This is a genomic window from Mesorhizobium sp. WSM4809 (genome assembly GCF_055811655.1).
The window spans coordinates 207,425-221,462 of record NZ_JBVVQW010000006.1 but is presented as its reverse complement, the minus strand read 5'-3'; the positions used below and the strand labels follow the sequence as shown (position 1 = coordinate 221,462).

Genomic DNA, 14,038 nt, shown 5'->3' with positions numbered 1-14,038 from the left:
CACCTTCTCCCCGTAAACGGGGCGAAGGAAGAGGGGTGCTACATCCTTGTCCGTTCTGACTTCGGATCATACATCGGCTTCAGCGACGCTTCCGCCGCAAAGCGCTCGCCGGCGATCTCGATCTCGTAGGTTGAGGCCAGTACATCCGCCTCGCTCTCGCCCTTGCAAGGCACATAGCCCAGCCCAACGGCGCCGCCGAGATGATGGCCGTAATTGCCAGATGTGATCGGGCCGACGATCTTGCCGTCGCGCAAGATCGCTTCGTTGTGGAAGAGCAGGGGCTCTGGATCCTTCAGGCGGAACTGGACGAGCCGGCGTGACAGGCCGGCTTCCTTCTTGCGCAGCACGGCATCGCGGCCGATGAAGTCGCCCTTGGCGGTCCTCACCGCGAAGCCAAGGCCAGCTTCCAGCACATTGTCCTCGTCGGTGATGTCGTGGCCGAAATGCCTGAAGGCCTTTTCGATGCGGCAGGAATCCAGCGTGTGCAGGCCGCAGAGTTTCAGGCCGACATCCGCACCTGCCTCCTCGATCGACTCGAAGACATGGGCCGCCTGGTCGGTCGAGACATAGAGTTCCCAGCCGAGTTCGCCGACATAGGTGACGCGGTGGGCGCGGGCCAGGCCCATGCCGATCTCGATTTCCTGGAACGTGCCGAACGGATTTTTATCATTGGAAAAATCGTTGGGGCTGACTTTCTGGATCAGCTTTCTCGCGTCCGGGCCCATCAGGCAGAGCACGCTTTCGGCCGCCGTCACGTCGGTGATGACGACGAACTCGTCGGCGACGTGCTTGCGCAGCCAAGCCAGGTCGCGCTGCAGCGTGGCGCCGGGGACGACGAGGAAGAAAGCCGTTTCCGACAGCCGCGAAACCGTCAGGTCGCTCTCGATGCCGCCGCGCTGGTTGAGCATCTGGGTGTAGACGATCTTGCCCGGCGCGACGTCCATGTCGTTGGCGCACAATCTTTGCAGGAAAGCGCAGGCGTCGCGGCCCTCGACACGGATCTTCCCGAACGAGGTCATGTCGAACAGACCGACGCCATTCCTGACCGCGAGGTGTTCTTCGCGCTGGTTGTCGAACCAGTTCTGGCGCTTCCAGGAATAGCGGTATTCGCGCTCCTGGCCCTCGCGGGCGAACCAGTTGGCGCGCTCCCAGCCGGCGACTTCGCCGAAAACGGCGCCGCGCGCCTTCAGATGCTCGTGCAGCGGCGAACGCCTGACATTCCTCGAGGTCGCCATCTGGCGGTAGGGGAAATGGTCGGCATAGAGCAGGCCGAGCGTTTCGGAGACGCGCTCCTTGAGGTAGCGGCGGTTCTTCTGGAACGGCTGTGCGCGGCGGATGTCGACTTCCCACAGGTCGAAGGGGGCTTCGCCATCGTTGATCCACTGCGCCAGCGCCATGCCGGCGCCTCCGGATGAGACGATGCCGATCGAATTGTAGCCGGTCGCCATCCAGTAGCCGGCCAGTTCCGGCGCCTCGCCGAGATAGTAGCGGTCGTCGGGCGTAAAACTCTCAGGACCATTGAAGAAGGTGTGGATGCCGGCGGTCGCCAGCATCGGCATGCGGTTGACGCCCATTTCGAGGATCGGCTCGAAATGCTCCATGTCCTCAGGCAGTTGGTCGAAGCAGAAATCCTCGCTTATGCCGTCCATGCCCCACGGCTTGGCCACCGGCTCGAAGGCGCCCAGCATCATCTTGCCGGCGTCTTCCTTGTAGTAGGCGCACTCATCGGGCACGCGCAGCACCGGCAGACGGGTGAGGCCGGGGATCGGTTCGGTGACGAGGTAAAAATGCTCGCAGGCGTGCAGCGGTATGGTGACGCCGTTCTGCGCTCCCAGTTCGCGGGCCCACATGCCGGCGCAGTTGACGACGATGTCGGCCTCGATCGTGCCTTGCTCTTCGCCTTGCGCCCAGGACACGCCGGTGACGCGGCCGGCCTTGCTGTGGACCTTGGTGACCTTGACATTCTCGACGATGGTGGCGCCGCGCTGGCGCGCGCCCTTGGCCAGGGCCATGGCGATATTGGCGGGGTCGCACTGGCCGTCGAGCGGCAGATGCACGGCGCCGACGACATCGGAAACATTGAGATGCGGGTACATCTCGCTGACTTCCCTGGGCGAAATCTCGCGGACATCGACATCGAAGGCACGCGCCAGCGATGCTTGCCTGTAGATCTCGTGCTTGCGCTCCTCGGTCACCGCCACGGTGATCGAACCGACCTGGCGCATGCCGGTGCCGACCTCGGTCTCGGCTTCCAGCTTGACGTAGAGGTCGGCGGAATATTTCGCCAGCCGCGTCATGTTCTGCGAGCCGCGCAGCTGGCCGATCAGGCCGGCGGCATGCCATGTCGTGCCCGACGTCAGCTGTTTGCGTTCGAGAAGCACGATATCGGTCCAGCCAAGCTTGGCCAGGTGATAGGCGACCGAACAGCCGGAAACGCCGCCGCCGATGATGACCGCCCTTGCTTTGGCGGGAACTGCCTTGGCGGTCATGCTGCCTCGCGACGGTAGCTGGAAGCAAAGCGGCGCAGACGGAGTGCAGCTTCCTGCAGCACCGGTTCGGGCTGGCAGAGACTGATGCGAATGTGGCCGGCGGCCGCCTCGCCGAAGCTGGAGCCGGGCATGACGCCGACCTTTTCCTTGTCGAGCAGGGCCCAGGCGAATTTCTCATCGTCCGGTTCGACGGCCGAGATGTCGAGCATGACATACATGCCGCCCTCCGAACCGCGCACGGTCACGTCGTTCATGCCCCGCACGGCGTCGAGCAAGACGGTGCGGCGTGCCGCGTAACGTTCGGCGATCTCTTTGACGCCGTAACGGTTCTCCAGCGCCTCGGAACAGGCGATCGAGATGAAGGCCGGCAGGCCGTAGGTCGTCACCAGATTGAGATTGATCATGAGCGTGATCATCTCCTCCGGTCCCGTCAGCCAGCCCATGCGCCAGCCGGTCATGCCGTGGCTTTTGGACATCGAATTGATGACCAGCGTACGCTCGGCCATCCCTGGCAGCGAGCGCGGCGAGACGTGCTCGCCGCCGCCGAGCGTCCAGTAGACTTCGTCCGACAGCAGCCAGAGATCGTGCTCCCGGCAGACTTCTGCCAACTGCTCCAGCCGCTCGCGCGAATAGACAGCACCGGTCGGATTGTTCGGCGTGTTGATCAGGATGGCGCGCGTGTTCGGCCGGATTGCCGCGCGGATCATGTCGGCACGTGGCTGGAAGCCATCCTCGGCCGGTGTCTCGACGACTGTGAAGTCAGCGCCCGCGGCGCTGAACGTGTTGGGATAGGTGGCGTAGTAGGGCGCCACGACGATGGCGTGGTCGCCCTGGTCGAGCACGCCCTGCACAGCGGCGTAGAGTGCGGCCTGTCCGCCCGGCGTGGCGATCACCTGATCCGGCGACGTCTCGACCCCGGTGCAGGCGCTCGAGGCCGCCGCCATCGCCTTGCGCAGGCGCGGCAGGCCGGGAAGCGGGGTGTAGTGATGATTGCTGCCGCGAACCGCGGTCACACAGGCTTCGATCGTCTGCGAAGGCGTGTCGAAATCATGGTCACCGACCGACAGCATGATGATGTCTTCGCCGGCCTCCTTGCGCGTCCAGGCGGCGAAATGGACTTCCCAGCCGTCCTTGCCCGAAGGCACGATGCCGGAAATGCGCGATGATGGTCTAGGCATGCAAAACTCCCGAAATTTCGTAGCCGGCCTGTTCGAGCCGGTCGCGCAGAGCGGCGATGTGCGGTGGTCCGACTTCGCAGCAGCCGCCAACGATGCTTGCCCCAGCCTCGACCCAGCCGATCGCCTGGTCGGCATAGGCATCCGGGCCAAGGTCGTGACGAGCGTGCAGCACATCGACGGTGCCGCCGTGCTTGAGTGCTTCGGTTGACGTGAAGCCATTGGCGTAGGCGCCGACCGGGCCGCCGAGGTCGATCAGTTCAGGCAAAGCCGCGGCGATTGCTTCCGGCCGGCAGCAATTGACCAGCCGCGCGGCGACTGCCAGGCCGTCGAGCGCGCTTGCCGCGGTGGCTATTGCTTCGCCGCTGCGCAGCCGCGGCTTGCCGTGGTCGGCCAGCGTCCACGACACCCATACCGGCTTGCCGCTTTCCGATGCCGCGGTGACCGCCGCGCGGGCTTCGTCCGCCGACGCCATGGTTTCACACAGGAACAGGTCGACGCCATCGGCCTGCTCGGCAACGATGCGGCGGTAAATATCGAGCGTGGCCTCGAAGGAAATGGTCAGTGCCGGTGCATAGCTGCCGAAAAGCGGCGATAGGCAGCCGGCGATGGCTGCATCGCCGGCCTCGTCGCGGGCCTGCCTGGCCAATTCGATGCCGCGCTTCTGCAACGGCTTGAAAAGGTCTTCCGCACCTTCACGCGCCAGGCGTTCGGGCGTTGCCGAATAAGTGTTGATGGTGATGACGCGAGCGCCGGCGCGAATGAATTCCGCGTGCAGGTCGCGCACCAGATCAGGTTCGTCGATCAGCACCCTGGCCGACCATAGCGGCGTCGGCTCGGATTTGCTGCGGCGGACCAGTTCCTGGCCCATGCCGCCATCGGTGAGGATGATTTTCTTCATGCGCGCAGCCTTTCGTTCTTCGGATCCCACAGCGGTTCATCCTTCTGCACGATCGCCTGAAAGCGGTCACCGAAGATTTCGACCTCGACTGATGTGCCTGGCTCGGCCAGATCGGCGCGCAGCATGCCGAGCGCGATCGACTTGTCGACCCGGTGGCCCCAACCGCCGGACGTCGTCTCGCCGACGATCTTGCCGTCATGCCACAGCGTCGACACCGAAGGGGCGTCGCAGTCGCCCGGGTTCTCTATAACCAGCGTGACGAAGCGCTTCTTCACGCCTTGCTGCTTTTCGTTCTGGAGTGCAGCCTTGCCACGGAAATCGGGCTTGTCCCATTTGACGAAGCGCTCCAGCCCCCCCTGCAGGATCGAATAGTCGGTCGACAGGTCGCCCTTCCAGGTGCGGTAGCCTTTTTCAAGCCTGAGCGAATCCAACGCATACATGCCGAATGGCTTCAGCCCATGCTGCTGGCCTGCCGCGCAGACGGCGTCGAAGATGGCGGCGGTGTCGTCCACCCTGGTGTGGATTTCCCAGCCGAGTTCGCCGGCGAAGGAGACGCGCACAAGCTTCGCCCAGCGGCCGGCGATCTTGGTTTCCTGATGCGTCAGCCATGGCAGAGTGAGGTCGGCTTCGCAGACATCAGTGAGGATTTTTCGCGAGTTCGGGCCGGCCAGGATCTGGGTCGAGAATTCCTCGGTCCGGTCGATCAGCCTGAACGGCGCATCCTTGGGCATGCGCGACTTCAGCCATTCGAAATCATGCCACTGCGCGACCGCCGCGGTGATCAGCGTCATCAGGTTGTCGTCGTGGCGAACCACGGACATTTCGGTGACGATGCGGCCCTTGTCGTCGGCGAAATAGACGAGACCGAGGCGGCCGGGCTTCGGCACCAGGCCGGTGACCTGCAGGCTCAGCCATTCGGCGGCACCGGGACCGTCGAGGTTGAAGCGCGAGAAGCCCGGCAGGTCCAAAATGCCGGCGGCGTCGCGCACGGCCAGGCACTCCTCGCGCACGCGATGATGCCACGGTCCGTCGCGGCGGAAGGTCAGCGTGGCTTCCTCGGAAATGTCATCGCCGTCTTGTGCGTACCAGGTGGCACGCTCCCAGCCATTGTAGGCGTCGAAGCGGCCGCCGAGCGCCTTGATGCGATCGTGGATCGGCGACAGCTTGCGGTCGCGGCCTTCCGGCCAGGCATGGCGCGGGAACTGGATCGCGTATTCGTTGCCGTAGATCTCCATGCCCTTGGCGAGGCAGTAGTCCGGCGCCGAGGCAAAGGAGGTGAAGCGGCGCGGGTCGCACGACCACATATCCCATTCGGTCTGGCCCTCTGTCACCCATTCGGCCAGCACCTTGCCGGCGCCGCCACCCTGGGCAATGCCGAAGGTGAAGACGCAGGCCTCGAAGGCGTTGGGAACGCCGGGCATCGGGCCGATCAGCGGGTTGCCGTCCGGCGTGTAGGGGATAGGCCCGTTGATCACCTTGGACAGGCCGGCGGTGCCAAGGATCGGCACGCGGGCGACGGCATCGGCCAGATAATGTTCCAGCCGGTCGAGGTCGTCGGGGAACAATTGAAAGGAAAAATCCTCCGGCATCGGGTCGTTGTGGGTGGCCCAATGCGCGCGGCAATTGCGCTCATAGGGACCGAGATTCATGCCGTTCTTCTCCTGACGCAGATAGTAGGAGGTGTCGACGTCGCGCAGCAGCGGCAGTTTCTTGCCCTGTTCCTTCGACCATGCCGCCAGCTCGGGGATCTCCTCGAACAAAATGTACTGATGGCTCATCACCATCATCGGCACGTCGCGGCCGAACATCCGGCCGACTTCGGCGGCGCGGTAGCCGGCGGCATTGACGACGATCTCGCAGCGGATCTCACCTTGCGCCGTCTCGACCACCCACTCGTCGTTCTCGCGGCGCACGCCTGTGACCGGGCAGAAGCGGATGATCTTCGCGCCCATGTCGCGCGCGCCCTTGGCCAGCGCCTGGGTGAGCTGCGCCGGATCGATGTCGCCGTCGCTCGGGTCGTAGAGCGCGCCTTTCAAATCATGCGTCTCGATGAAGGGATAGCGGCGCTGGATCTCGTCGACGCCGACGATGTCGATGTCCATACCCTGGTAGCGGCCCATGCCCTTGGCGCGCTGAAATTCCTGCATGCGCTCTTTCGTGTGGGCAAGGCGCAGCGAGCCGGTGACGTGATAGTTCATGGGATAGTCGACTGCGTCGGCCAGCCCGCGATAAAGCTCGGTCGAATAGCGCTGCATGTTCATCAGCGACCAGGACGAGGAGAAAGTCGGCACGTTGCCGGCGGCATGCCAGGTCGAGCCCGAAGTCAGCTCGTTCTTTTCCAAGAGCACGCAGTCGGTCCAGCCCGCCTTGGCGAGATGGTAGAGCGCGGAAGTGCCGACGGCACCGCCTCCGATGATCACCACGCGCGCCGTGCTCGGCAAACCCGCCATGTTCTTCTCCAAACTTGAACTCAATAGACGGGTGGTGAAACCACCCAGATGACAATTGCAGGCTCCGCGCCCGGATTGCGCCAGCGGTAAGGCTTGCCTTCAAAGCGAAAGGAGTCGCCTTCGCCAAGCCGATGCCAGACACCTCCGATCTCGATGTCGAACAGCCCGGAGGCGACGTATCCAGCTTCCTCGGTCGGCCGCTGCGCCTCGGCCTTCAGTTCCGCGCCCGGCGCGAAGACCGAACGCACCATCTCGAAGCTACCGCCGAGATCGGGCGACAGAAGCTCCTCCACCAGGCCGGATTCGCTTGTGCCAAGCGTGCGGCGCCTGCCAGCGCGCACGACCACGCCGCGCTCGCTTTCGACAGGTACGTCATGGCTGAAGAACAGGCTGATCGGCACGCCGAACAGTTCGGCGAAGGCTCGGAGGTCACCGAGCGATGGCGTCGACAGACCGCGCTCGACCTGGCTGACCCAGCCGACCGAACGGCCAAGCTTCGAGCCGATCTCGGCGAGTGTCAGCGCGCGCGCCTTGCGCAGGGCCCTGATATCGCCGGCCAGCACGCGTTCGTCAGGTACCTGCAATGTTCTAGCGGTAGTCGAAGGCAAAGCACTCACTTTATGAAAAAATCTGGCCAAATTTCATGAGAAGTCAAGCTCATGAAAAAATCAAGTAGATTTTCACGGATGCACAAGATTTGCTTGCGCGATTTTGACGGTTCATGCAAAGGCTCCGCCGAGAGCGGCGAGTGGGGACGTCCGATCGAGACAAAGGGTAAGGGACGGCCCATGCTGGAAAATAACCCCCGAATTCCGGGCGATGCCGAGATTGTCGACGAGGCGATCCTGTCGCGCCGTTCGGTGCGCGCATTCCTGCCCGACATGGTCGACGACGAAACCATCCGCGCCATTCTGTCGGTTGCGGCGCGTGCCCCATCCGGCACCAACATGCAGCCATGGAAGGTCTATGTCACCAAGGGCGAGAGCAAGCAGCGGATATCAGACGCCATTCTCAATTCCGGCATTCGCGCTGAAAAAGCTGATTGGGACGAGTACCGGTATTATCCCACGCAGTTCTTCGAGCCGTATCTGACCCGCCGCCGCGCCAACGGTTTCGGCCTCTATGGCGCGCTCGGGATCGGTCGTCGCGAGGTCGACAAGATGCGCGCCCAGCACGACCGCAACTTCGTCTTCTTCGACGCCCCGGTCGGCATGATCTTCACCATCGACCGCCGCCTCAACCAGGGCTCATGGATCGACTACGGCATGTTCCTGCAGAACATCATGGTCGCAGCAAGAGGCAGGGGTCTGCACACCTGTCCGCAGGCGGCCTTCGCGCCCTATCACCGGCAGATCAGGCCGGTGCTCGACATTCCGGACGAAGAGATCGTCGTCTGCGGCATGGCGGTTGGTTACGAAGATACGTCAAAACCTGAGAACGCCTTCCGCACCGACCGCGTGCCGCTTGAAGAGTGGGTCACGTTCAGCGAATAAGCCAGCCAGCCTCATTCGGTGTTCATCTGTGCGCCGTGGCCACTGACATGGGCACCGTCCTGTGGCGTCAGCTTGAGGTAGGCAAGCAGCGCGCAGAGCGTGATGATGCCCTCGATGACGAACAGGATTCGGAAATCGTTGGCGACGGCTGCACCGCCGCCGGCCAGAAATGACAATGCCGCCGCAGCCAGGCCGACGCTGATCGCCACCGCTAGCTGCCATAATATGTAATAGAGCGCGCTGAAGCGGGCGAGCTGCTCGGGCGCGATGTCGGAATAGGCGAGATTGCCGGTCGAGGCCCATTGCGCGGAGCGGAAGACGCCGAAGACGAAGATGTAGGTCAGCACGATCCACACCGGCGTGGTCGCCTGCATCAAGGCGAAGCCGGCGACCATGGCGGCAACGATGGGCGTGTTGTAGACCAGCACGCGGCGAAAGCCGAAACGGTTGAGGACGCGCGGCATGAAGAAGCGCATGGCCACGGAGCCGACCGCGGCGACGAAGGTCAGCGATCCCGCCTGCACCGCGCTCATGCCGAAGCCGAGCTGGAACATCAAGGGCAGCAGGAACACCACCGAGCTGAGGCCGATCGTGTCCAGCCCGCCGCCGGTGAGGAACGAAATGCGGAAGGTACGGATGCGCAACAGCTTGAGATCGAGCAGCGGATTGCGCACGCGCAGGCAGTAGAACGAGGCGATGGTCAGGATGGCCAGCGCCAGCGCCAGTTCTGCGGCGATGATGCCGCCCGCGGCATCCTTGGCAGCAAGCGAATCCATGCCGAAGACGAGCAGCACCATGCCGCTGCCGACCAGCAGGAAGCCCGGAAAATCGAACGGCGTGCGCACGGGCTTGGTCATCGTCGGAAACAGCGAGGCGGCAAGAATTGCCGCCGCCAGCGCGAACGGCACGTTGATGAAGAAGATCCAGCGCCAGGAAATGTAGGTGGTCAGCGCGCCCCCGACGAGCGGACCGACCAACGGTCCGGACTGGCCGGCCAGCGAGATGTACATGTTGATCTTCAGCGTTCGGCTGCGCGGAAAGGTCGACAGGATGACGACTTGGCCGAGTGTGCCCATCAAGGCGCCGCCGAAGCCTTGCAGCGCACGCGCACCAACCAGCGTCCAGATGTTGTCGGACAGTCCGCAGAGCGCCGACGAGGCGGCGAACACCAGCAAGGCAAAACAGTAGACATTGCGCAGTCCGAAGCGGTCGGCGGCCCAGCCGCCAAGCGGCATCGAGATGATCAGGCTGGCGACATAGACGGTAATCAAGAGGCCGAGCTGGCTGGGCGGACGGCCGAGGCTTTCGCTGATGCCCGGCAGCGCGGTCACCACGACATTCTGGTCGAGGCTGGTCATGAACACGCCGCAGGCAACCGTCAGCGGCAGCAGGAGCAGGGCTCTGGCCGGCACATCGGCGCGATCCGTGGCGCCGGCGGATAGTTCTGCGGTCATGGAGATGTTCGAACCAAACGAATGTGCCGACTCTTGAAGAAGGGATTTCATATCCCTCGGGCCGGTTGGGCGGCCACGTTTTCGCACCATGGGCGCCGGCGGCCCGATTCTCGAGCGGCAGAAGCGGCTGGCGTTGATGCCAGATGTGGGCAACGCGGCCATCCGGCCGCGCCGCCTACTGCACCTCGTAGCCGACTTCCTCGCTGGCATGGCAGAGCGCCTTCCAGAAAGAGCGTGCGAACGAGCGGAAGACATAGATGTCGAACTGGTCGGCACTGGTCCGCTGGATCTGGGCGAAGATGTCGTGATGGGTGGTCGAACGGCCGGCGCCGACCGGAAAGGCCGGCAGCGCGAAGTCGATGGCGAAGAATTTCGCCAGCACCCATTCGGCCTTCGGCCCGGCAATGCGGATGGCGGTGCGGCCGTGCGAGAGGTCGGTCACGGTGCCAATGGCGGGGGTCACCACTTTGGCAAAGGCCGCAGCCAGGCCTTCGGCTTCATCGGCAACGGTGAACTTTCCCGGCGCGAAGCCGAACACCGATTTCACGCCGTCGCTCAAGCCGCCGCCGGCGCCATCGGGCAGGGCAAGCCCGGTGACGGTGCGGATGGCTGCTATCAGCTTCTTCTCCTCGCCGGGCCACGCGGCGAGCTGCACGATCGAGCCCGGCCTTGTCTCGGTCAGGATGATCTCGACGCCGTGCTCGAAATTGCCGTGCGAGCCGACATGGAATTCAGGCTCAAGCGGCGACAAGGGTTCGGGTGATTGGCGCTCAACCATGCATGCGGCTCCCGTCCGGATCGAAGAAGTGGTTGGAGACGATCTCGACCGGTCCAAACCGGTTGCGCAAGGGATCGGAGACATGAGCGCGCGTGCCCTGCCGTGCCTTGCCGCCCTTGACCAGCGCCAGCGCGATATGCCTGCCGAGCGCCGGTGAATAGCAGCAGGCGGTGATGTGACCGATCGAGCCGTGCGGATTGGCCTCGTCAACCTCCTCGACGATGTGCGCGCCGCCATTGAACGGTAGGTTGTCGAGGGCGATCAGGCCGACCAGTTCCAGGCGGTCCGACGCGATCAGGCCTTCGCGGTCCATCATCGCCGAGCCGATGAACGGCTTCTTCTTCGACAGCATCCAGTCGAGATGCAGGTCGCGCGCCGTGGTGCGGCCGTCGATCTCGGCGCCGGTGACATGGCCTTTTTCGATGCGCATGGTGCCCAGCGCCTCGAGCCCGTAGGTGACCAGCCCGAACGGTTTGCCGGCCTCGACAAGCGCTTCCCAGACATGGGTGCCGTGGCCGGCGCCGGAATAGACTTCGAACGCCATTTCGCCGGAGAAGGACAGCCGGCAGATCATCACCGGCACGCCTGCTATCTCGCCGCGCACGAGGCCCATGAAGGGCAAGGTGGCATTGTCGACTGCGGTGCCGGTGACACAAGAGGCGAGGATCTGCCTGGCCTTCGGCCCGCCGATCGCGGCCCCCGCCCATTCGTCGGTCACCGAGGTGACGTGGACTTTCAGCTCCGGCCAGATCACGTCGAGGAAATATTCCAGATGCTGCATCACCTTGCCGGCATTGGCGGTGGTGGTGGTCATCAGGAAGTCCTGCTCGCCGAGCCGCCAGGTGGTGCCGTCGTCGAAAGCAAGGCCGTCCTCGCGCAGCATCAGACCGTAGCGGGCCTTGCCGACGGCCAGCGTCGAAAACATGTTGGTGTAGACGCGGTCGAGGAATGCGGCGGCGTCGGGGCCCTGCACGGCAATCTTGCCCAATGTCGAGACATCGACGATCCCTGCGCTTTCGCGTGTCGCCTTGGCTTCGCGCACATAGGCCTGCTCGACCGTTTCGCCTGCATGGCCGTAGATCATCGGGCGATACCAGAGGCCCGCTGAATACATGGTCGCGCCGTTGGCCAGATGCCAATCATGCATCGGGGTCAATCGTTCGGGCTTGAGATCGCCAAAACGTTCCGCCGCCAGCGAGCCGATCGACACCGGCGCGAAGGGCGGCCGGAAGCGCGTCGTGCCGACCTCGGGGATGGGCTTGCCCAGCGCTTCGGCCATGATGGCAAGGCCGGGCACGTTGGAGCTCTTGCCCTGGTCGGTCGCCATGCCGAGCGTGGTGTAGCGTTTCAGATGCTCGACCGAGACAAAGCCTTCCCGGTGCGCCAGCCGCACGTCCTCTGCCGTCACGTCGTGCTGGAAGTCGACAAAGCTCTTGCCCTTGGCCCTGATCTCGAACACCGGCGCGGGATCAGGATCGCCGGGCACGGCTTCCACCACCGGCAATACAGAAGGCGCGCTGGGGCCACCGGCTGCGGCAAGGCCTGCGGCGCGGCCTTCGGCGATGGCTTCGGCGGTGGAGAAACTGCCGGTGAAGGCGCCGGCGCCGATCCAGCTCTGTGTCGGCTTCGGCGGCAGGAAGGCCTGCCGCGCGGCATTCCATTCCGCCTTGGCGCCGGCCTGGCTGGCCAGATGGATGGTCGGCGACCAGCCGCCCGACATCAGCAGGCAATCGGCATGGATGCTGCGTGCATCGCCGATGAGCGTGCCGTTGGCCATATCGAAGCGTTGCAGTTTGAGGCCGGACAGCGCCTTTCCGCCTTCGGTGGCGACGACGGCATGGCCAGCGAAGATCTCGGCCTCGGCTTCCGCGGCCAGCTTGCGCATCTCCGGCGAAAGTTCCGGCCTAACATCGGCGATGGCGACGACCGCGGCACCGGCCTTCTTCAAGGCGACGGCCGCCCGATAGGCGCTGTCATTGTTGGTGAACAGCGCTATCCGCTCGCCCGGCAGCACGCCGAATTCGTTGGCATAGCGCTCGGCTGCATGCGCCAGCATCACGCCTGGCCGGTCATTGCCGGGGAACACGAGCGGCCGCTCGAACGCACCGGTGGCCAGGACCACGGATTTGGCACGGATCGCCCAATAGCGATGGCGCGGCTCGCCCTTGCCTGGTTGATCCTTGTGGTCGCTGACCCGTTCGAGCGCGGCAAGCGTGTTGTTGTCGTAATAACCCCACACCGTGGTGCGCGGTAGAAGCCGGACATTGTCGCGGCCTGCGAGCTGGGCGACCGCGCGCCGCGCCCAGTCGGCGGCAGGCGCGCCATCGATGCTTTCCCCGGACCAGTTGGCCGAACCGCCGAAAAGCGGCTCGAGATCGGCCAGCATGACGCGCGCTCCCTGATCGGCGGCGGTCCTGGCGGCCATCAGGCCGGCCGGCCCCGAGCCGACCACCAGCACGTCGCAAAAGGCGTTCATGCGCTCGTAGCGGGCCGGGTCCTTCGCCGTTCCGGCGCTGCCGAGACCGGCGGCGCGGCGGATGAAGTGTTCGCAGAACATCCAGAAGCGTGTGCCTTTGAGCGGCCCAAACACCGGTCCCATGAAGGTCTTGTAGTAGAAGCCGGCCGACAGGATGTTGCCGCCGAGCTGGTTGACGGCGTTGATGTCCCAGGCAAGCGAGGGAAAGCGGTTCTGGCTGATGGCAACCAGGCCGTCATGGATCTCGACCATGGTCGCCGGAATGTTGGGTTCACGAACCTCGCCCTTCAGCACCGTCACCAGCGCGTTGGGTTCCTCGACGCCGGCTGTGAGCAGGCCGCGCGGGCGGTGGTATTTGAACGAACGTCCGTAAAGCGTGACGCCCTTGGCCAGCAGGGCCGACGCCAGCGTGTCGCCGGCATGGCCGGTGTAGGCCGTGCCGTCGAAGGTGAAGCGGATGGTTTTCAGCCGGTCGATGCGGCCGCCGGTATCGGCGCGGCGCGGGCTCATGCCTTGTCCTCCGCCTTGCGGCGCGCGGCGGAGCCATGATCGCCGCGCCCTTGATGATCACCGCGCACGAAGGCAACGCTGGAAATCTCATGCGTCAGCGTGTTGCGCACGACGCGCAGATGCGCGCGGCAGCCGCCGGAATGCTGCCAAATCTCGTTGTGATCCCCGGCCGGGTTCAGCCTGTCATAGACATAGGCATTCCACGCCTCGAAATTCTGAGAGGCAGGATCGGGACGCTCGCGGTTGCCGTCACCCTGATAGGTGAACTCGATGACGTCGCGCGGACCGCAATAGGGGCAAGTGATCAACATT

At 64.4% G+C, this 14,038-nt stretch carries 10 protein-coding genes; 1 reads left to right on the top strand and 9 read right to left on the bottom strand.

Annotated features, from left to right (window positions below; genetic code table 11):
* Positions 1-38: 38 nt before the first annotated feature.
* From AC0L24_RS17625 to AC0L24_RS17605, 5 genes are read right to left on the bottom strand one after another with little or no spacing between them, the layout of a single operon-like run.
* The gene (locus AC0L24_RS17625) at positions 39-2,489 is read right to left on the bottom strand and encodes a GcvT family protein (protein WP_127810150.1); all 2,451 of its coding nucleotides are present in this window, start codon (positions 2,487-2,489) and stop codon (positions 39-41) included.
* Entirely contained in the window at positions 2,486-3,667 is a 1,182-nt protein-coding gene (locus AC0L24_RS17620) for a pyridoxal phosphate-dependent aminotransferase (protein ID WP_027034771.1), read from the bottom strand. The genes AC0L24_RS17625 and AC0L24_RS17620 overlap by 4 nt, the downstream gene beginning before the upstream one ends.
* On the bottom strand, positions 3,660-4,565 hold the full coding sequence (locus AC0L24_RS17615; protein WP_127399248.1) for a homocysteine S-methyltransferase family protein: 906 nt from the start codon (positions 4,563-4,565) through the stop codon (positions 3,660-3,662). Before AC0L24_RS17615 ends, AC0L24_RS17620 begins: the two co-directional genes overlap by 8 nt.
* Positions 4,562-7,015, bottom strand: a complete 2,454-nt coding sequence (locus AC0L24_RS17610) for a GcvT family protein (RefSeq protein ID WP_127810152.1) — start codon at positions 7,013-7,015, stop codon at positions 4,562-4,564. The genes AC0L24_RS17615 and AC0L24_RS17610 overlap by 4 nt, the downstream gene beginning before the upstream one ends.
* A 20-nt stretch (positions 7,016-7,035) precedes the next feature.
* Entirely contained in the window at positions 7,036-7,599 is a 564-nt protein-coding gene (locus AC0L24_RS17605; RefSeq protein ID WP_127810153.1) for a helix-turn-helix domain-containing protein, read from the bottom strand.
* Between the two features lie 204 nt (positions 7,600-7,803).
* Here AC0L24_RS17605 and AC0L24_RS17600 point away from each other — a divergent pair, with 204 nt between their 5' ends.
* The gene (locus AC0L24_RS17600; protein ID WP_164873834.1) at positions 7,804-8,508 is read left to right on the top strand and encodes a nitroreductase; all 705 of its coding nucleotides are present in this window, start codon (positions 7,804-7,806) and stop codon (positions 8,506-8,508) included.
* Between the two features lie 11 nt (positions 8,509-8,519).
* On the opposite strand, the gene AC0L24_RS17595 is transcribed toward AC0L24_RS17600, so the two are convergent.
* The 4 genes from AC0L24_RS17595 to AC0L24_RS17580 form a co-directional block, all read right to left on the bottom strand.
* Entirely contained in the window at positions 8,520-9,962 is a 1,443-nt protein-coding gene (locus tag AC0L24_RS17595) for an MFS transporter (RefSeq protein WP_127810154.1), read from the bottom strand.
* Positions 9,963-10,137: 175 nt separating this feature from the next.
* Complete coding sequence (locus AC0L24_RS17590; protein WP_127398087.1) at positions 10,138-10,740, bottom strand: sarcosine oxidase subunit gamma; 603 nt, start codon at positions 10,738-10,740, stop codon at positions 10,138-10,140.
* Positions 10,733-13,726 carry a sarcosine oxidase subunit alpha gene (locus AC0L24_RS17585; protein WP_128287888.1) on the bottom strand — a complete coding sequence of 998 codons (2,994 nt, stop codon included), beginning with the start codon at positions 13,724-13,726 and terminating at the stop codon, positions 10,733-10,735. Before AC0L24_RS17585 ends, AC0L24_RS17590 begins: the two co-directional genes overlap by 8 nt.
* Positions 13,723-14,037 carry a sarcosine oxidase subunit delta gene (locus tag AC0L24_RS17580; protein ID WP_127381894.1) on the bottom strand — a complete coding sequence of 105 codons (315 nt, stop codon included), beginning with the start codon at positions 14,035-14,037 and terminating at the stop codon, positions 13,723-13,725. Before AC0L24_RS17580 ends, AC0L24_RS17585 begins: the two co-directional genes overlap by 4 nt.
* Position 14,038: the final 1 nt, after the last annotated feature.